Annotated in this window: 22 protein-coding genes; 4 read left to right on the top strand and 18 right to left on the bottom strand. The window is 46.7% G+C overall.

What is annotated here, in order from left to right; genetic code table 11:
* Positions 1-136 precede the first annotated feature (136 nt).
* Positions 137-598, bottom strand: coding sequence for a hypothetical protein (locus NSS79_RS13050; protein ID WP_342439671.1), 462 nt, complete (start codon positions 596-598; stop codon positions 137-139).
* 200 nt (positions 599-798) lie between these two features.
* Here NSS79_RS13050 and NSS79_RS13045 point away from each other — a divergent pair, with 200 nt between their 5' ends.
* Positions 799-1104, top strand: a complete 306-nt coding sequence (locus tag NSS79_RS13045) for a Dabb family protein (RefSeq protein ID WP_342439670.1) — start codon at positions 799-801, stop codon at positions 1102-1104.
* Positions 1105-1108: 4 nt separating this feature from the next.
* On the opposite strand, the gene lepB is transcribed toward NSS79_RS13045, so the two are convergent.
* The 3 genes from lepB to NSS79_RS13030 are packed head-to-tail and all read right to left on the bottom strand — an operon-like array spanning position 1109 to position 2924.
* Positions 1109-1603: a signal peptidase I gene (gene lepB, locus NSS79_RS13040; RefSeq protein WP_340898957.1), complete on the bottom strand. Its 495-nt coding sequence runs from the start codon at positions 1601-1603 to the stop codon at positions 1109-1111.
* Positions 1604-1625: 22 nt separating this feature from the next.
* Complete coding sequence (locus tag NSS79_RS13035; protein WP_342439669.1) at positions 1626-2027, bottom strand: DUF4265 domain-containing protein; 402 nt, start codon at positions 2025-2027, stop codon at positions 1626-1628.
* 30 nt (positions 2028-2057) lie between these two features.
* Positions 2058-2924: an SDR family oxidoreductase gene (locus NSS79_RS13030; RefSeq protein WP_342439668.1), complete on the bottom strand. Its 867-nt coding sequence runs from the start codon at positions 2922-2924 to the stop codon at positions 2058-2060.
* 547 nt (positions 2925-3471) lie between these two features.
* Here NSS79_RS13030 and NSS79_RS13025 point away from each other — a divergent pair.
* Complete coding sequence (locus NSS79_RS13025; protein WP_342439667.1) at positions 3472-4284, top strand: hypothetical protein; 813 nt, start codon at positions 3472-3474, stop codon at positions 4282-4284.
* 61 nt (positions 4285-4345) lie between these two features.
* On the opposite strand, the gene NSS79_RS13020 is transcribed toward NSS79_RS13025, so the two are convergent.
* The 14 genes from NSS79_RS13020 to NSS79_RS12955 all read right to left on the bottom strand — a co-directional run bounded on the left by NSS79_RS13020 (position 4346) and on the right by NSS79_RS12955 (position 16422).
* Positions 4346-5137, bottom strand: a complete 792-nt coding sequence (locus tag NSS79_RS13020; RefSeq protein ID WP_038590118.1) for a lipid II flippase Amj family protein — start codon at positions 5135-5137, stop codon at positions 4346-4348.
* A 147-nt stretch (positions 5138-5284) separates the two neighbouring features.
* Positions 5285-6796 carry a serine hydrolase domain-containing protein gene (locus NSS79_RS13015; protein ID WP_342439666.1) on the bottom strand — a complete coding sequence of 504 codons (1512 nt, stop codon included), beginning with the start codon at positions 6794-6796 and terminating at the stop codon, positions 5285-5287.
* Positions 6793-8148, bottom strand: a complete 1356-nt coding sequence (locus tag NSS79_RS13010) for an FtsX-like permease family protein (protein ID WP_342439665.1) — start codon at positions 8146-8148, stop codon at positions 6793-6795. Before NSS79_RS13010 ends, NSS79_RS13015 begins: the two co-directional genes overlap by 4 nt.
* Entirely contained in the window at positions 8123-8899 is a 777-nt protein-coding gene (locus NSS79_RS13005; RefSeq protein ID WP_342439664.1) for an ABC transporter ATP-binding protein, read from the bottom strand. The genes NSS79_RS13010 and NSS79_RS13005 overlap by 26 nt, the downstream gene beginning before the upstream one ends.
* A gap of 139 nt (positions 8900-9038) precedes the next feature.
* Positions 9039-10133, bottom strand: coding sequence for a sensor histidine kinase (locus NSS79_RS13000; RefSeq protein ID WP_342439663.1), 1095 nt, complete (start codon positions 10131-10133; stop codon positions 9039-9041).
* The gene (locus tag NSS79_RS12995; RefSeq protein ID WP_342439662.1) at positions 10130-10855 is read right to left on the bottom strand and encodes a response regulator transcription factor; all 726 of its coding nucleotides are present in this window, start codon (positions 10853-10855) and stop codon (positions 10130-10132) included. Before NSS79_RS12995 ends, NSS79_RS13000 begins: the two co-directional genes overlap by 4 nt.
* A 211-nt stretch (positions 10856-11066) precedes the next feature.
* Positions 11067-11465, bottom strand: a complete 399-nt coding sequence (locus NSS79_RS12990) for a DUF2809 domain-containing protein (RefSeq protein ID WP_342439661.1) — start codon at positions 11463-11465, stop codon at positions 11067-11069.
* Positions 11466-11489: 24 nt separating this feature from the next.
* Entirely contained in the window at positions 11490-11963 is a 474-nt protein-coding gene (locus NSS79_RS12985; RefSeq protein ID WP_342439660.1) for an NUDIX domain-containing protein, read from the bottom strand.
* 38 nt (positions 11964-12001) lie between these two features.
* Entirely contained in the window at positions 12002-12463 is a 462-nt protein-coding gene (locus NSS79_RS12980; RefSeq protein ID WP_342439659.1) for a hypothetical protein, read from the bottom strand.
* 158 nt (positions 12464-12621) lie between these two features.
* Complete coding sequence (locus tag NSS79_RS12975) at positions 12622-13194, bottom strand: putative ABC transporter permease (protein ID WP_342439658.1); 573 nt, start codon at positions 13192-13194, stop codon at positions 12622-12624.
* A 145-nt stretch (positions 13195-13339) separates the two neighbouring features.
* Positions 13340-13534 (bottom strand): hypothetical protein, encoded by a 195-nt coding sequence (locus tag NSS79_RS12970; protein ID WP_342439657.1) that lies wholly within the window; start codon positions 13532-13534, stop codon positions 13340-13342.
* Positions 13535-13589: 55 nt separating this feature from the next.
* Positions 13590-14363 (bottom strand): NAD(P)-dependent oxidoreductase, encoded by a 774-nt coding sequence (locus tag NSS79_RS12965; RefSeq protein ID WP_342439656.1) that lies wholly within the window; start codon positions 14361-14363, stop codon positions 13590-13592.
* A 271-nt stretch (positions 14364-14634) separates the two neighbouring features.
* Entirely contained in the window at positions 14635-15738 is a 1104-nt protein-coding gene (locus NSS79_RS12960; RefSeq protein WP_342439655.1) for a Gfo/Idh/MocA family oxidoreductase, read from the bottom strand.
* A gap of 24 nt (positions 15739-15762) precedes the next feature.
* A complete protein-coding gene (locus NSS79_RS12955) occupies positions 15763-16422 on the bottom strand; it encodes a ThuA domain-containing protein (RefSeq protein WP_038590084.1) in 660 nt (219 codons plus the stop codon).
* A gap of 156 nt (positions 16423-16578) precedes the next feature.
* On the opposite strand from NSS79_RS12955, the gene NSS79_RS12950 reads away from it, so the two are divergent.
* Positions 16579-17412, top strand: a complete 834-nt coding sequence (locus tag NSS79_RS12950) for an AraC family transcriptional regulator (protein ID WP_342439654.1) — start codon at positions 16579-16581, stop codon at positions 17410-17412.
* 147 nt (positions 17413-17559) lie between these two features.
* Positions 17560-18591 (top strand): ROK family protein, encoded by a 1032-nt coding sequence (locus NSS79_RS12945; protein ID WP_342439653.1) that lies wholly within the window; start codon positions 17560-17562, stop codon positions 18589-18591.
* Positions 18592-18665 lie beyond the last annotated feature (74 nt).

The following is an 18665-nucleotide window of genomic DNA, read 5'->3' as shown; positions in this document are numbered from 1 at the left end:
CAGGAATCAATAAATTCCCAGAGCTTTACTTGATCATAGTCAAAAGTGCTCAAAGTAACAATATGGTGAAAGTCGCATTCACGCCTCCGGCATAGTTCAAATGAATCCCCTACTTTAGCCACCCACCGGTATGATTTTACATCCATTTTAAGAATCTTTTGTATTTTAGCTGGACCCCGTTTACTTCAGCCCAGCTGGTCAACTCCTTCATCGCCTGCTCCCGGTTATCCATAAATCTGAAGCATAGATTGACAGGTACAATACGTTCCCCTCTTGGCATGATACCGATTAAAGGACCATCAATCATAATCCACTTAATCTCTCCCGGCAACAGCCTTCTATTTCGGAGAAAGATGGACTCTCTCCCCCATTTAATTTCAGTTGCCTTCCGCAGCGCTTGAAACATAAAGAACAGCAGCAACAAACCGCAGACGCAGAGCCAGGTTACTACGAAATAACTCAGTGCGGGGTGAGGATGAGCCGTGTTAGATGAATTTATATAAATCATTTGAATTTCGATGGCGATCAGGAAAACCATACCCAGCATTGATCTTAAAGCTAAGGGGAATTTGATGTTTGTTGCAAAAGTATCCGGCATAATGTACTCCTTTCACAAGACCTGTGTTGTATACTGAAACTGCTCTTCACAAAACTAACCGTTTGCTTCCGAAACCGTTTTGCGATGAATTTAAACCATGGAGCGATTGCTCACAAAACTAAGCATTTGCTTCCGAAGCCGTTTTGTGATGAAGTTAAACAAAGGAGCGATTGCTCACAAAACTTTCAGGAGGTTGTAAAATGTTCGAGCATCTGGTTATCTTTAAATTAAATGAGCATTATGAACCACAAAAAGAAGCGCTGCTGGTGCAGACACTTCTGGGTTTAAAGGACCAAATACCGGGAATCGTAGAACTTACGGCAGGTGTGAATGTCACGGAAGAGACTGAGAATATGCATGGATACACACTAGGGCTTCGCGTGACCTTTGCAGATCAGGAAGCCCTCCGCCAATACGGGCCCCATCCGGCACACCGCCATTTTGTTGAACTGCTAGAGGGGATTATTGAAAATGTCGTAGTTGTTGATTATCCCATCGCGAAGTAACGGGTTAGAACAGATCACTGATGTCGACGAGCATTTTGCCGATCAGCTTATCCTTGGCCACAAAAGGCGTCGGCCACAAATGGGCATCATAGCTGACATTCCGGTTATCGCCGAGGAAAAAGTAATGGTCTGCAGGAACGGTGACCGGCCCGAAAGTATAGTTCATCGTTTCCTTAAGATACGGCTCGTCGAGCTTCTCCCCGTTTCTGAACAAAGCCCCATCTTTAATCTCAACGGTGTCTCCCGGCAGTCCCATCAGCCGTTTGACGTATTTTTTCTGCACGCCCTCTACAGGCGGAATAAACACAACAATATCGCCATGCTTCAGCGTGGTCAGCCAGAGCATTTTCTCTACGACTAGACGGTCGTTAACCTCGATCGTCGGATCCATTGAATCGGTAGGCACACGCATCGCCTCGGCAACATAAGTACGGATAAATAAGGACAGGACAACCCCGATAAGGATGCTGGGCACCCATTGCTTCAGAAACTTTTTCATTTTGCCACCTCAGTTGATTAGTTTAGAGTTCAAATCGTTCAATAATTCTGGCCATTTCGCTTTCGACATCAATTCCAGAGCTATGGGGCATATGGATGACAAGCAAACCGCCGAAGATCTGCTCCGTTCTCCCCTCGCCGTCCTCGATGCGCTGCTTCATATCCCGGATCTCCTTCGAGCTTGCCGCTTCCTTGCTGAGCAGCCAGGCGTATCTTCTGAACCCGGATTTCTCCACCGTCTCCACGTAATATGAAATGCCCTGCTTCTCTTTCACTCTGATGATGTCGCCTAGCGCGATACCCGGGTTAAAGATCGGTGTCTCTTCAATGCGGTATTTATCCCGCGCTACCGGGGTCACATCAAGGATTTCAATCTCACGGCCAAGCTCGTCGAAGCATATGTGCAGCCCCACAGTATCCGGCATCGTCACACCTCAATTCTTAGGATGTAAAGTTTATTTCAGTTTTGCGAGTGACCGGGAGATGATACGCTCCAGCATTTTCCAGGGAAACAGCGTTTTACCTAGAATCAGGGTTCTTGTCCCTTTCCCAACGGGATAGCGGAGCTTCGGTGCGGACATGGCGGCAATACGCCCGATCAGCTCAGCCACCTGCCGGGGATCGGGAGCCGTCTCTGCGGTTCTCCGGGAATAACGCAGCACCTCTTCCAGCTTCTCCTTGTACGGTGAATCGGCCAGGCTCTGAATTCCCTCTATACCTTTGCCCCAGATAGGCGTGCGGAAAGATCCGGGCTCCACCAGCACAACTCTGATGCCAAATGACGACAGTTCCTGGCGCAAGCTCTCGCTGAAGCCCTCAACCGCGAACTTTGAAGCAGCATATGGCGCATAACCGGGAAATCCAAACCGTCCGCTCACACTGCTGACATTAATAATAGTGCCCGTCTGCTGCTTGCGCATCAAGGGAATGATGTTCTTGGTGACCTCCACCAGGCCAAAAAAGTTGGTATCCATCTGCCGGCGCCACTCCTCCATACTTACTTCCTCCATAAAGCCGCCGACAGCAAAACCTGCATTGTTAACCAAAACATCGAGCCTGCCGAACTGCTCAATAATCTCCGAGACAGCCGATTCAATGGATGCCGTATCTGTCACATCCATTGTCAGCAGATGAATCCGCCCTAGAACTCCGGCTTGCTCAGCCTGTTGCACCAGCTCGTCTTTGCGGCTTAAATCCCGCATAGAAGCGATAACCTGATACCCTTTCTCCGCAAGGGTAAGCGCGCTGAGCATCCCAAACCCGCTGGAGGTTCCAGTGATGAGCGCTATTTTGTCATAGGGTTGTTTGTTAGCGTGGATCACATATACCTCCTGCTGTTCAATGTTGATCAAGCTTCAGAATACGGTAATTATTCTTTATGTATAGATAACCCGAATAGACAGTCAGGACAAGCGCACAGTACATTAGCATCTGATCTATGCTCATCCGGATATATAGGAAACAGCATTACAAAAACGGGGATCATTACTATTCGCGTCACGGTTATCTTATTCGCCAGATTCATCGGCGTCCTCCTTGTATATTCTTTCACTCATCATATCATAGAATAGGTTATATCTGGAAATGTAGTTAAGCAAGTAGAACCGGCTTCGCCGTCCTCAAAAGGACGGTATCCGTTTCAGCGAGAAATAGAGGATAATTTATAGCGTGGAGCATATAAATTTATATATTTTCAATAAAACGAACTGGCGTTCCACTTCGCTCTTGACTATCCATTAATTTCAAGCTATAGTGAGTAACAAATATATACGTTGAGCGGGCGAAGCACCTCGCAGGACAGGCATTATGCCTTTCTTGGGGGTGCTTTTTTTGTGCGCTTTAACGCAATGCAGACAGGAGATGAAGAAGATGATTTATTCATCAGGCAAAGAAAGTTCCATGAACAGAAAGGCTGTGCCCGTTTACTTCAGAAGATTGGCTGGTTTGCTAATTGTATTAGTGCTCCTTACGGGCAATATTCCGCTGGCCGCAGCAGCAGGAGACTGGGACTCCGCGCTGGAAGAATTTCATGATTTATATGAGGATTACACCGGACTGCAAGTTACGCTTAAAGCTGAAATTTCGAGGAATCAGACGCTCCGCAAACAAAATACCAGCGATCTTTCCGCGATTAATTCGCAGCTTCAGTCCATTAATCAGACTCTCCTCAACAGACTGAAATCCGAGGCTGAAGCGATGCAGAAGAAGCATGCACCGTTGCTGGAACAGTACACAACACTTGGCAAGCAGGCCTCAGCCGCCCGTAAAGCCAATAATCAGAAGTCTGCTGCTTTCTTGAATCTGAAGCGCAATAAACTGAAGGCATCTGCAACCGCTGCGCGTGCAGAGATCAAAGTAAAGACTACAGCCCTTGCTGAAGCGCGGAAGTCTACCGCTGCCAAAATCAAACCGACAAAGGATGCCCTTGCCCCGGTTTCTGCTTTGCGGAAGCAAATTACCGCAGAGAACAAAAAAGTAAGCGAGCTGCAAGCTATACGTTCTGAAGCTGACAAACGTTATAAAGGAGCCATCAAAGCAGGAGACGCTGTTGCAGCCGCTGCAGGGATTAAGCTGTCTTATGCCAAGATGAGCGAAATACGCGTCATGGTTCAGCAGATGTACAGCTGGGAGCAGAAGATATCAGCTGCGCTCCGGACGGCGGAATCCAAGATTCCGAAGTAGAGCTGCTGCCCAAAGAAACAGCCACACTGCAACGCCTGTTTCGGCGCAGTGTGGTTGTGCACTATATCAGCTGTACCAGCCAGCTGATGAAATAAGAAGCAGGCTCAAGCACAAGCTGGCCCAGCAAGGTTCCGAGGAAACGTGCGCCCATCAGCAGCACATAGATTTTTCCCAACTGGTCGCGATATTCCAAATGCTCCGTAGCCTTATGCGTGATAATGCCAAGCTGCGGGTCAATGAAGATGGTCAGCAGGATTGTAGCCAGCCCGTTGATAAGTCCTGAAGCTTGAGAGGCGGTTGTGCTGAACTCTGGCGATAAATGCGCCGCGTACAATGAGGAGAGCACTCCTACAGTATAGAACGCAGTAACAAAGATATTCATGATAATAAAACGTTTGGGAATGCCAAGATATCTGAAGCTGGGCAGTTTTATTTTCGGTTTTTTGATATATTTCCGTGTGTTCTTAAGCTGGCCGATGGTGACGCTGGTCAGTAGCTTAGGTATAGAGCCTTCCACCTCCAGCTTGGATATCACTCTTCCAAACAGACCCACGAAGGTAGGGAATATGGCAATCGCTATCAAAGTGCCAAGCGATGAAGCCAGCATGATGATCCGCAAATAATTGATTAAGGGAAAATCCGGGTGTGTTTTGGCAAAGTCAACAAATTTGGCGGTAAGCGGTGCTTGGATCATATTAGCCGTTCTGGATACTAGTACAATAATTCCGGTCAACGATAATGCTATGGCGATCTTGTTCAGCTTCACTCCGGCAAAGCGAACAGAATACGACAGGGTTTCTGCCGTATGAATGATCATTGTCAGCAGGCATACCACGATTAGACTGTTTGTCATTTGTCGATATCATCTCCATTAATAAATTTATCTGGATCATTCTGCTTCCTCCTGAAGTGTTTGGAATTACGCAAGAAAACGAGAGCCCGGGTGGATCGTTTCGTCCATCCCCAAGTTCTCGTACCTTTTGAACAAGATTCTTTGTCTTTATGATACTTTCATTTTCTTTGAAAAAATAAGCATTAATCCAAAGATATAATAGATGATGCATACAGCTATAGCACTACAAATAGTCACCCAGATCGTAGTAGGTGCCCATACTTTTATAAATGACCAAGGCAATCCTCCAAGTAAAATTTTCGGAAACATAATCATTAATGTCAAACCTGCCGCAATGATCAATGTATGCAGCAGCAGCAGCAGGATTCTTTTTACATTTAACTTTGTCCAAATCCGTTGTTTTCGAGCGAGTTTCATCATGACTCTTATTATCAAAAATATGAATAATACCCCGAAACAGCCGACGGCTATACATACGATTGTCACGATTCGGTCTAAATTTTGGTAGCTGTCAGAGTAACTGTTGGTTACGTCTTTCCCCTCCCACAGGTCCATAACTCCTTGACCTATCGCAGTTGTAAAACTCGTTTTCATATTGGTCAAGATGGCTACCCCCAACTGTTCATCGGGCTGCATGATAAAATACGAAGTATATGTCGGATTCTCTCCGGCATGAAATATATATTGTTTATCTTTTTTTGTCTGGATTCCCCATCCGCTGGCATAGTAAGTATTCACATCAAAAGGCTCTACAGTTTGGTCAGGAACATGTGATTCTTTTATTAACTGTTTATCCATAGCATTGCTCGGATCAGTTCCTAGCTGCAGAGTCATCCATTTCGCTATATCGTTTGCATTGCTGATAATATATCCAGCTGGTATATTCCCTCGATATATAGGTGGTGAGTAGGCTTGTTCTTTCATAAATCCTATTTTATATCCGGTAGCCAGCTCTGCGGACTGGGATTGATGCAGTCCAACAAATGAATCCTTCATTCCGATCGGTTCTAAAATATGCTGTTTCATGTAAATATCATAAGGCATCTTCGTTACAATCTGGATCACGAGTCCCAATACATCATAATTAATTGTTGCATATTCGAAGGAGCTACCCGGTTTACGATTCAGCTGCTGGTTTAGTAATGTTTTAACGGTTAGTTCTAACGCTTCATTTGTATTACCTTCAGGTATGTGGGTTATTGTATTCGATGCTATTCCGCTAGTATGATGAAGGAGCTGATTTAGAGTGATCGTTTGCGGCTCATCATTATAAGTTAACTCCAACCACGGTATATACTTCTTGACATCATCGGTTAGTTTTAACATCCCTTCTTTTTCCAATTTCAAAATGGCTAGACCTGTGAAAGCTTTCGTTGTTGAGCCTATTTCAAATAAAGTATCACCGGTTACTGGCTTTTTCGTCTTTACATCCGCGTAACCGAAACCTTTCTGATATATCGTTTTCCCCTTCTCTACAATGACTAGCGATATTCCCGGCGTTTTACTCTTACTTCTTTGTTCTTCAACAAAGCGTTCGATCTTCTGAATTTTTTTATTTGAGTCGCCTGAGTCGGCGTTAGCTATAGTCTGTGAATAACCGCTAGTCGACAGAAGAAGAATAGCGATCATAAAAACAACTATTTTTAATGATGATTTCATAACTGATGCTCCTTGGTCAAATTTATGATTTTCATATAGCTGCTGCAGGCGACTAGGAAATAGATCGTCTGCATGGCCATATAAATGCCGATGATGACGAACGAATAAACCCAATTGGATACCATAAGCAGGTTGTTCAGTGCTTTGAGCGCGACTAGCGCATGAACGATGCCGACAAGACAGGGCACGAAGAATAGAATACCAGTCTGCGTAACAACAATTCTCCGAAGCTCGCCTGAAGACATCCCAATTCGGGTCAGCGCCTTATATTGCGCCTGATTTTCCTGCAGTTCCGTAAACAGTTTAAAGTAAATCAAGCTGCCGGCGGCTATGAAAAACAGCAAACTGATGAACACCCCAATGAACATCGTTAGCGATATCACTCCTTGGGCATCATCATACTGCGTCTTGATATCGTCCAGTTGCACCGCAAGTCCAAGCATATAAATCGTACCGGAGGCCGTTAAAATAACCGAACTTAAAATCGATACAATAAACAGCATTCGTGCATTCTCCTTCAGCTTTTGGTCAAGCTGAGCGAATACGATCAGATTCGTTCGGTTGTAGTATATGGCTGTACAACTTTGGATAAATCGAAGCAGCAATCCACTAAACTGCGTAAATAACAGGTAAGTTCCAGGTAAAATGGTAAGCAAAATATACAGCGCCAGCATGTTGAAGTTCTTTACATTTAACATTAGAGCCATAATATATGCGGCTGCTATGCAGACGACCGAAAGCACAGCAAGCCATGACGAATAAACGGGTTTTTCTTTCGGACCGCCCGCTGCATTAAGCAAAACAACAATTTTCGTACGTCCCGCCTGCAAAGCCGTTCCCAAGGAAATGAGTGTGAACAGCATGAAGAAACTACCAGCCGTCATGCATACCGAACGTAACGGTATGGCAACCGGGATCGGATCCTTCAACCCTAACAGCACAGCAAGTGCCATAAAGAATGGCTTGCTGAAAAAAATGCCCAAGCCGATACCAGCCCCAATGGCCGTAATCGTTATAACGGTACTTTCTAAAATAATAAGTATAAGAAGCTGCCGATGCGTCATTCCAAACAAAGAAAGAAGACCGAATTCCTTCCTCCTCGACTTCAAAAACGCCGAACTGGAATAAAGTACGAACAGAAACGAGAAAACAACGATAATGTATTGGCAGAACAACATCCCCTGTCTTACTTTCACAGACCCTAAGATATGGCCACTCGCGAGGTCGGGATGAGCAAGAAACGCTGCATACATGTAAAAGATCATTACAGAGAACACGCAACTCATAAAAAATGCGCTGTACGACCGCCAGTTGCCGCGAATGTTGCTAAGCGCGAGCGAACGGAACGTCATTAAAATTCCCTCCGAGCACGCTCAGGGCGTCCAATATTTGTTGGAAAAACGTTTGTCGATTGGAGCCCCGCCGAATTTCCGAGAAGATTCTGCCGTCCTTAATAAATACAATACGCTGGCAATAGCTTGCCGAGAACGGGTCGTGCGTCACCATTAACACCGTTGCCTTCAAATGTTCGTTCAACTCCTTCAACGAATCCATCACATCCTTCGCGGACTTCGAATCCAGATTGCCGGTCAGCTCATCTGCAAGCATTAACGACGGTTCATTAATGAAGGCACGTGCAATAGCCGCTTGCTGCTTCTGACCACCAGACACCTCATACGTACGTTTGTTCAACAGTTTGGCAATTTCTAACCGCTCGGCTAGCATATACAATCTATGTTCGATTAACTTAGGGGCCACCCCTTCCAGTACAAGCGGCAAGATAATATTTTCTTTGATGGACAGCGAGTCCAGCAAATTGAAATCCTGAAAGATGAAACCAAGCTCGCGCCTTCTGAAAAACGCCAAATTTTTATTGCTGAGCTTGCTTGGATCAATACCATTAATTTCTATATATCCGGCCGTCGGACGATCAATTGCAGCGAGCAGATTAAGCAAGGTTGTCTTGCCGCTTCCGGATGGCCCCATAACACCGACAAATTCGCCGCTTTCTACACGTAAATCAATGTCATGTAAAGCTGTACAAACAACATTGCCTTTGGAGCTGTAAATTTTACTCAGCCCCTGCGTTTCAAGTAAAGTCATTATTCAATTTTCCTCCCCCCGTTTCAGTCTGCATAGTCTGTAGGTCTTAACAAAATTTAGTATAGCGGGCCATGCTCGCTGAACCCATCGATTTACATTACAAAATCACACTTCACACATAACAAAGTTGTCACATTGCCTACATGCTTTTTCCTGTTTTTCCGCCTAAAATATGTAGGCTCTCAGGTTGAAAAGTGATTGTAAAAGTCGTACCTATGCCTAGTTCCGACGATACCGATAGTACGTGACCTAGCCTGCCGCACACCTGCTTCGCCAAATACAATCCCATTCCCGTCGATTCTCCTGCAGATTGCCCATTCTCACCGGTAAAGAAAGGATCAAATATTCGTGGTATATCGTGCGTTGCTATGCCGCTCCCCTCATCTGTTATGCTAATTTTACAACCTGTTTCTGTATTCTGCTCTAAGTGAAAAACAAGGCTTTTCATGCCTTGTTTGTGTTTGCTGTATTTAATTGCATTGCTGACTATTTGATTTAGTACGACTGTTATCCACTTCTCATCCGTTTCCGGGCATGCCTCACCATCAATTTGCGGTATTACGGCATGACGGATACAAAGCCGCTTGTGTGCAATCAGAACTTCACGAATTACGTTGTGCAGCGGCACTTTTTTGAGATGAATATCCATTTCGAACTTATCGAGACGCGCGGTATACAGTAGCATCTCCAGACCTCTCGTCATTCGATCAGCCTCTTCATGTAGACTGAGAATAAGCTCTTTCTGCTCCTCTTCAGAAGAAGGCATCTGCTTCAGGCTTTCTTGCAAGAGTATATCTATAACCGATAAAGGGGTCTTCATATGGTGCACCCACTGCAGAACAAAATGGTTGTGGAGCTCTTGCTGGCGGCGATATGCTCCAAGTTTATTCAAATAAGCGCTATTTTGCCGGTCTAACAAGCGTATGACCAGGTGCTGCTCTGCCGTAACAGCTGACTGCACGATCGCTGCCGCCTGCAATTCATCAGATCCTTCAACCGCATTTCTGAGCTGTTTGTAATATTCACGATTTCGAATATAGTCAATAACCAATCCAAGTACCCCAATAAAAGCAGCTGCAGCCACAAAATAAATAATCGTGCTCTCATCCATCATTCCAGGATAACGCGCATTTTCCAGCAGCATTAAGCAGGTACCAACCCCAATAATTGCAAACGTTGATACTACAAAAATTAGCCGATCACGAAAAAATAAAGCAACCGATCGCAATCTCATGAGTCAAGCTCCCCCTGCTCCTCGCCCAGAGCCAGTTTATAACCCATGCCACGAACCGTCATGATCGCATTAGGCAGACCAACTTCCTCCAGCTTCTTCCGCAACCTTGTCACGTTGACCGTTAACGTGTTGTCATCGACAAACTGTGCATTGTCCCATAACTTTCCCAGAAGTTGATCCCGCGAGACGGTTCTTCCGTATTGCTGCATGAAGCATTCAGCTAACAACTGCTCATTTTTTGTAATCTGGGTTTTCTGATCTTGCCATATAAGTTCATTACGGCTTAAGTTCAGTCGTAAGCCATGTGCATTAAATTCACTGTCGGGCAGCAAGACATTCCCGTTAGAAGCCGCATAATCCCCGTAAACTCTCCTTAGAATACTTTTTACCTTCGCGATTAAAAGGTCTAAATGAATTGGCTTCGTAATGTAATCATCACCGCCGTTCTCTATGGCCATTACCTGATCCATCTCACTCGCCCGCGCCGATATGAAGATGATCGGCAGGTTGGAGCGTGTACGTATTTGTCTGCACCAATAATAGCCATCAAAGTACGGCAGATTAATATCAAGCATCACCAAATGTGGATCATACGCCTCAAATTCAGTAATTATTTCGCGAAATTGCGTTACACAACATGCTTCAAATCCGTATTTCTCCATATTCCTTTTTAGAAGGGCACTAATTTTACTATCATCCTCCACAATGAAAATCCGGTACATATGATTCCTCCTTCAAGCTTTCCTTGTATGCCAACTATTAGTATAGCAAAATGTTGAAACACACAAGAATACAAAGTATTCCCCCTTCAGAAACACATACGTTAACAATCGCTCAGGGGTAAGTGGCTCCGTTTCTTGTGATATCACCCGTCCAGTTGGCAGGAGTATCAAGATTTCAGCTTGGAGAAGCCTCAACTGAATATTGGTATCCCTATCCTTTCCTATTAGCACGAATTCTTGTGAAGCCAAAGCGGTCCGCCGCATAAGAGAACAAAATCCCTGCTGAATATCTGATCAAATCAATCCAGAGGAAACCTTTGCCGAGAATTAATCCTCCCAATAAAGTGGCGCGCAGCTCATTAATCCATATTTCTTGGTAGAGCTGGCTAAACTCGATGCCAAAGCTGAAGCCGAAACTCAGCACTACCGAAATCCACCGTTGTTGCCGGGTAAGCAATACGCGAAAGGCAAAGTAAATCATGGCCGCCCACAGCGCATCTCCAAAATGCCTGGAGATAAACAGCGGCAGCTGGTCTGCAAATGCTCTAGAACCGAATCCGAGCACCATCATCAATAGCATAGCGAGGCAGTAAGCATATTTTTCTCTCATGTTGTCCCTTTCCGGATCCCCGTTCTATTCAAATATCGCATGCCCGTTACCGGAATCCTGCATAAAAATCTCCCGGGGGTAAGGGATGGCAATTTCGGGCAGCTCCTGTTCCTTGAAAAATTTAAATTCTTCCGCCTCTCCGTCCATGCTTCTCGGCGTGCCTTTGACAATCGAGCATTCAAACACAATTATCGAATACTCAACCATGTCCCCATTACTGTACTGGTATGCATATTTTTCGCCGCCGAATACCCCAATGATCCGCCCGGGTGTCACCATCAGTCCTGTCTCTTCAAAGACCTCTCTGCGCAGCGCCCTGGATGGAGTTTCACCAGGTTCAACCGCTCCGGCAGGCAAGCCCCACAACTGCTCTTTTCCTTTACGAATAAAGAGAATCTCCTCGTCGTCATTTCTGATTACTGCCGCTACAGATGGCACCATCAGCAGCCCCGAGCCTGTCTTCTCACGCAAAGCACGGTAATATTCCGAGATTGGCATGTTCATTTCCCCCTTTATGTAATCTTGCCAGACTAAGTCTACAGCTCATCCTTGCGGAAGGAAATAATGTTGATCTTCTCTTCCTTGGGATAGCCGCTGCACTCCGACAAATTCACTCTGTAATAATCAGTGGTATCTTCAAGCCCGATCGCCTTGCATACATATTCGGTCTTCCCTGTGGCGGAGCTCATGCTGTCCCGTGTATTGTCCAGTGTCCAGTGCAGCTCCCGCCCATCATTGTAGACATCATGGATAAATGGCCCGCTGTCTATCCCCCAATTCAGCAGAGTAAGATTGTCACCCTTGCCATCCACAAACCGCTGAATCATTTCTTTGATCCTGTCCAAATCCATCTGGTCAAAATGTGTAATCAAATTCGGCTGATCGTTTGACCTGGACGGCCGCTCAATGAAATCAAGGATTAATAGAGTTGCCAACACAGCGATTATGACTGCTTCCAAAAGCATAATAGTTCTACTGTATTTCATGATCCCTTTCATAATTCCTCCTGTCAGGATGTAATTTCATCATCCTCTGTTTCTATATTTGACACCACTGCCAGAGATTCCTTGTCTGAAAACACAAGAAAGAAACGGCTTGACCTTCCCGATAGGGAAGATAGCCGTTTCTAAGAGAAACATGATTCAGTTGTTCATTTCTAACCTTCCCCGAGTTCCAGCCCCTTCAACCCCCGCCGCCGGACCCGGCAAGTCCAAAGTAAATCAGCAAGAAACATCAGGGCAGCCATCGGCAGCACCATTCCCCATAACGGTTCAATGACCGTATACAATCCTTCCATCACCGGTTGGAGGAGGTATATGCATGCTGTAGCCAGCCCCCACCAGTATAAGGAGAACTTCAGACAGATATGCCCGTGCAGCTGGTACGGCAGCTCCTTATAATCCCACCATTGCCTGTGAAAAGCCGCTTTCAGCAGCCACCCGCTTGTATACTCCACTGCTGAAGGAATGATCAGCGCAAGCACAAGCAATAGCGGAACCGGCAGCTGTAAATCCTTGGCAGCCAGCAGGAGCAACGGAGCACAGCCATACATCGGCTTAAAAGGCCCCTTCAGAAATCCCTCTTTACGAAAGGTTCCCTGACTATAGAGATTATACGATCCTTCCAGCACCCAGCCCAGAAAGGAATAAACCATAAAGTAAAAGAAATATTCTCCCGCAACTGCAACAGCTGTATTATAGCTGTCCAGCGGTAGCACCGGTGTAATCACGATCTGTTCCGCCCCCTGCCTGTGAGGATTACCACACATATATTCGGGAGCTAGTATGCCATTCTGGAACTGTTGTTATGCAAAAAAACATAACCCTCGCGGGTTATGTCCTGAAACCATAATATGAGCCCGGCGCTCCGCCGGTTTATTCTATAAGATTCTTAACATGCTGTTCCTTGAGCATTGGTGTCAGCGACTCGCCATCCGTCTGTCTTCTTAGTGTCTCCAGCTTCATATCGCTGCGTACACCAAAGTCCGAACCGTACTTTTTCTCAAGGTTGCCTGCCTGCGCTTCCCCGCGTTTCTGCCGATACCGGCTGTTCTCGTTCCGACTACGCATTTCGTTTCCTCCCCGCAATTGAAATTGCTTGAGACCCTGGAAATCTGCGATGATCTTACGTCACCCCTCCCTGATATTCCGTTTCATCCTGACGTACATTCCTGCCTTCTGCCTTGGCCTGTTCAAGCAGCTCTGCCGCATCATCCTGAGGCTTGTATCCGATCAGTTCCTCCAGATACCCGATGGTATAATAGTTGTCAGTATTCGCAGAGGTCCCATACAGATTCAAATATTTCAGTTCCTCATCCGCCTCAATGCAGCATTCTACTAATTGCAGCAAATCGCGTTCAGAGATCCAGATATGTCCTGCCCGTTCCGAATGGGGGCGGTCGTCCCCGGGGAAGTTACCGATCCTGATATTCAGCGAAGAGATTTTGCCCTGGTCTGAGTATAGGCGGCCGAGCAGCTCGATATAACATTTGCTTAACCCGTAAAAGCTGTCCGGCCGGTAAGGGTCGCTTGGACCCGTTTTCTCATCGGTCTTATAATATCCGGTCGCATGATTGGAGCTGGCGAATACAATGCGCCGCACACCGTTCTGTACAGCCGCCTCAAATAATTTGTAAGCACTCCCTACATTCCCTTGAAGCACCTTACCCAGGAAATCGTCATTATCCTTAATCCAGGCAAAATGGAGTACCGTATCGACACCCTTGGTAAGCTCTGCCAGCCGGGCTTCATCCGCGATATCCATCTGAACGATATCTTGCTCTTCGTCCGCTTGAATATCCGCTCCTACAACATCATATCTGCCGCTTTCTTTCAGCCCCTTGAAGAGTGCATTGCCAATTCTTCCAGCCGCCCCTGTTAGCAAGAGTTTGCGTTTCATTAATTACAACTCCCCTTTCCAGCCTACTATCCTATGCATTATTAACCGCTGGAGAGGAAAAGATTACAAATGGCTCAAATTTGCGGGCTGGCCAAAGCCATTTTCAGGACAGCGGCGAGCCGTTTGAATGCCAACAGCACTGTTACAACACAAAAAAGCAATGCCCGTTCCCGGAAGTACCGGAAACGGGCCGCTGCTTTTTGAGAAGATAAGAATTATTATGCTTCGCGCAATAAATTATCCTTATCTTTCTTCTCGTTTTGTATATTTGCTACTCCAGGTACCCTTTAACCAAACCCAGCGGCAGCAGCTTCGGCTGTTCGCAGCTGGTGGACAGCTCCGCATAACGTTTGGTATCGGAGCTTGTATGGAACGCATGCATCATTTCAAGCACATGATTGGCCAGCTCGCCGTTTGCGCGCGGGGTGTCTCCTGTCCCGATACAGCGGGCCATATCCGCCACGCCAATGCCTCTGCTGTTCCCGGCATAATTGTAGATCAGCGGAATCTCCTGGAATTCCGTGCTGTGAGCCGGACGCAGCAGGATCGGACCGCCGAAGGTGTTAGGGTCCGGTACGATCAATGTGCCTTGCGATCCGTAGATTTCGATCCGCGGCAATGTGCTGTGCCAGACATCGAAGCTGGTAATCATCGTTGCCACGGCGCCGCTGACGAACTCAATGGTTCCGGCGACATGTGTAGGTACTTCTACATCAACCACTTTGCCGAACTTCTTCTCACTGGTGATCGTCCGTGTGGCAAAAGAGGTTTTGGTGATGCCGCATACCGTTTTGGCCGGGCCAAGCAAAGATACCAGAGCCGTAAGATAATACGGTCCCATATCAAACATTGGGCCGCCTCCGGCCTGATAGTAGAATTCAGGGTCCGGATGCCAGCTCTCATGACCATGGCAGAGCATGAAGGCCGTTGCTGCTACCGGCTCTCCGATATAGCCGTCCGCAATCAGCTTGGCGCAGGTTTGCAGACCGCCTCCGAGGAAGGTGTCCGGCGCGCAGCCGATGAACAGATTCTTTTCCTGAGCCAGCCGGACAAGCTCTGTTCCATTCTCAAGCGTTAGCGACAGCGGCTTCTCGACATACACATACTTACCGGCTAATAAAGCTTGCTTACACACATCGAAATGAAAATTAGGCGTGGTCAGATTAACGACAATCTCAATCTCATCCGAAGCAAGCAATTCCTCTGTCGTCCATACATGAGGAACTCCATATTTCTCCGCTGCCTGCTGTGCCCGCCCCAGATCCAGATCAGAACAGGCATAGACCTCCGTGTTTACAAAAGTTCCGGTCAAATTCTCAAAATAAATGCCGCTGATATTCCCGCAGCCGACGATGCCCACCTTCACTTTACGCACAATGATTCTCCCCTTATCACGGTTTTAGTTGGCAGCCCACAAAAAGCCTTTACGCATCAGTTCCTTGGCTTCAGGAATATCAAAAACATCCGCATGATGTCCAAGTGAATTATAGAATACCTTGCCCTTGCCCCATTTCTTCGTGTATACCACTGGCATGGTGATGACACCGTTCGCCGAATGCTCCCCTTCGCTCAGCACAAAAGTAGTTGTAGCCAGTACGTCTACCGCTGGATCTACATGCAGATAATACTGTTCTGACTTCACCATGAAATCCGGGATGCCTTCCACAATCGGACTGGAGCCGGATCTCACAATATTCACTTCATAATCCACACCATCGTTGAAGGGATGTGCCACCCACTGCGACCCGGTCAAAAATTGCCATTCTGTATTATTACGGAAGGAATCGCACATCCCGCCATGACAACCGGCAATGCCTACCCCGGAAGCCACAGCTGCAAGAACGGACGACACCTGTTCACCCGCAATTTCACCCATTGTCCACACCGGCACAATTAGACTTAATTCCTTAAGCGCCTCGGCGTTATTGAAGCTGTCCAGCGTATCCGATACCTCAACCTCAAACCCTTCGGCCTCCAGAATGCCGGCAAAAATCGCTGCAACCTCATTCGGTTCATGACCATCCCATCCGCCTTTTACAATCAATGCTTTCTTCGCCATATCAAGTTCTCCTTTTTGTCCTGGAATCAATAACCGTGTCTACCTGAAGAAATTGTAATCCAAAAGGGTACCGGCTGCTCGCCATTTTGCTTGAATGACTGGTCATTTTTTGCTAAGTTTATGTGTAAATAGTGAAAGATCAGAACAGGAGAAATTATGAGAGCTTTTCACGAAAACCGAACGTATGGATCAGCTTTTCCCTTCACTGCATTTGTGAGTGCAAATATAGATTTTCTGGCCCACTGGCATAATGATCTGGAGATTATCTATGTACTGGAGGGTTCGATCCGGATGGGGATCAACTCGGAAACACGGGTACTTCTGGCAGGCGATCTGGCCGTTTGCAGCAGCGGAGATATTCACTACTATGACAGCAAGGACAACAAATCCAAGCTTATCTTTGTTATCTTTAACCCTTCGCTGATCGGGTTTCCTGCAGGCTGGCCCCTGAATATGCGGCTCATTTCCCCTTTTAGGGAGAACCGTCCAGCCACACCGGAAGATGAGGTCATTAACAGCCGCCTCTCCGCAATCATGCAGGAACTGCTGCAGGAACATGTTCAGAAGCTTCCACATCATGAACAGCTTATGATCGGCTTGCTGCATGAGCTGTGCGCATTGATTCTACGGAATATGCCTCTGGACATAGTCAATCCTCATAAGGATAAGCGGCGCATTACGAATATGAAGATCATGCAGGAGGTCCTCGAATACCTCGACGTCAATTACATGCATCCCATCACACTTGCCGACGCAGCACGTCACGCCAACATGAGCCTGTTCTATTTCTCCCGTTTCTTCAAAAGCATCTCGGGCATGAGTTACATCGCGTACCTCAACAGTATCCGGGTCAATCAGGCAGAACGGCTGCTGCTGAGCACGGACAAAAGCATTCTGGATATCGCGCTGGAATGCGGTTTCTCCAATATCCGTACCTTCAACCGTGTGTTTAAACAGGTCAAGCTGCGGACACCAAGCGAACTGCGTTAGCGCTGCGTTACATCGCTATCCTCATGTTTTCAAGTTCAAACCATATAATAATGTCTTGCTTCTTCGCAGAATAGTAACTACAATACACTTGTTAAAACTCTTTTTAAAAATAGCATGATAATCAATATCCCGAAGGAGGGTTCCTAGATGTCACAACCATCCCATAACACACAGCTGGTGAAAAAAATAAATGTTGAATTGGTTAAAAACATGCTGCGCACGTCCGGCACAGGCACGAAAGCATCCATTGCAGAGCAGACCAGATTGAGCGTGGCCACATGCGGCACGATCTTGAATGAACTGGTCCGGACCGGTGAAATCCTGGAACTTGGATGGGAGGAATCCAGCGGCGGCAGACCGGCGAGAAAATATCAGTTCAACGCGGATTATTCCTTCATGATCTGTATGATCGTGCGTTCCGAGGGCGGTATACAATCCATTTCATATGCGCTCGCGAATCTAAACGGTGAAGTGATCGAGGAGACCGCTAAGGTGTTCGAACAGATTACTCTGGGCACCCTCGAAGACTGGCTGGATCAGATCATAGAGGCTCATCCGAATGTGCAGGCGATTGGCATCGGCATCCCGGGGGTAGTTCAGCATGACCGTATTGGTATATGTGATGTACCGGCGCTGGCAGATCAGCCCCTCGGTATCCTTCTGAAGGAACGTTATGAAGAGGTAGAAATCATCATTGAGAATGATATGAATCTGACAGTTTACGGCTTGTATCAGAAGCTGTTCCTGGATGAAGAGAGTCATTTTGCCGTGCTGACTTTCCCTAAGAACCATTTCCCCGGAGCCGGTTTCATGGTGAATGGACGTTTGCTTAACGGAAACAGCTATTTCAGCGGTGAGGTGTCGTACCTGCCTTACGGCATTTCCAGAGAGGAGCAGCTGCGGCTGGTCCAGGGTTCTGGAGACCCCGGCAGGCTGGCAATTCATGCACTGGTATCTATTATCAGCATTATCAATCCTGCTACGATCGTGATCACCGGTGACAATATATCGTCAGGGATGCTGGACGATCTGCGCAGCGGCTGCCAGGAGATCATTCCGCCCGAGCATATGCCTGAGCTGATCATCCAGAATGATACCCGGCAGGAATACATGAAAGGACTGATTACAACAACCATGGAAAGCCTGACCTACCGGTTCCAGCTGGTTGAACGGAAATAAAATACGCATCATCTCAAACTCAGGAGGCTATTTAATGTGAAGGCTCAAGCAAGCATTTCCAAGAGCAAACCTAA

Origin of the sequence: Paenibacillus sp. FSL L8-0436 (genome assembly GCF_038593025.1) — a bacterium.
Taxonomy (GTDB): domain Bacteria; phylum Bacillota; class Bacilli; order Paenibacillales; family Paenibacillaceae; genus Paenibacillus_AQ.
This window is presented reverse-complemented; position numbering and strand designations above follow the sequence as displayed.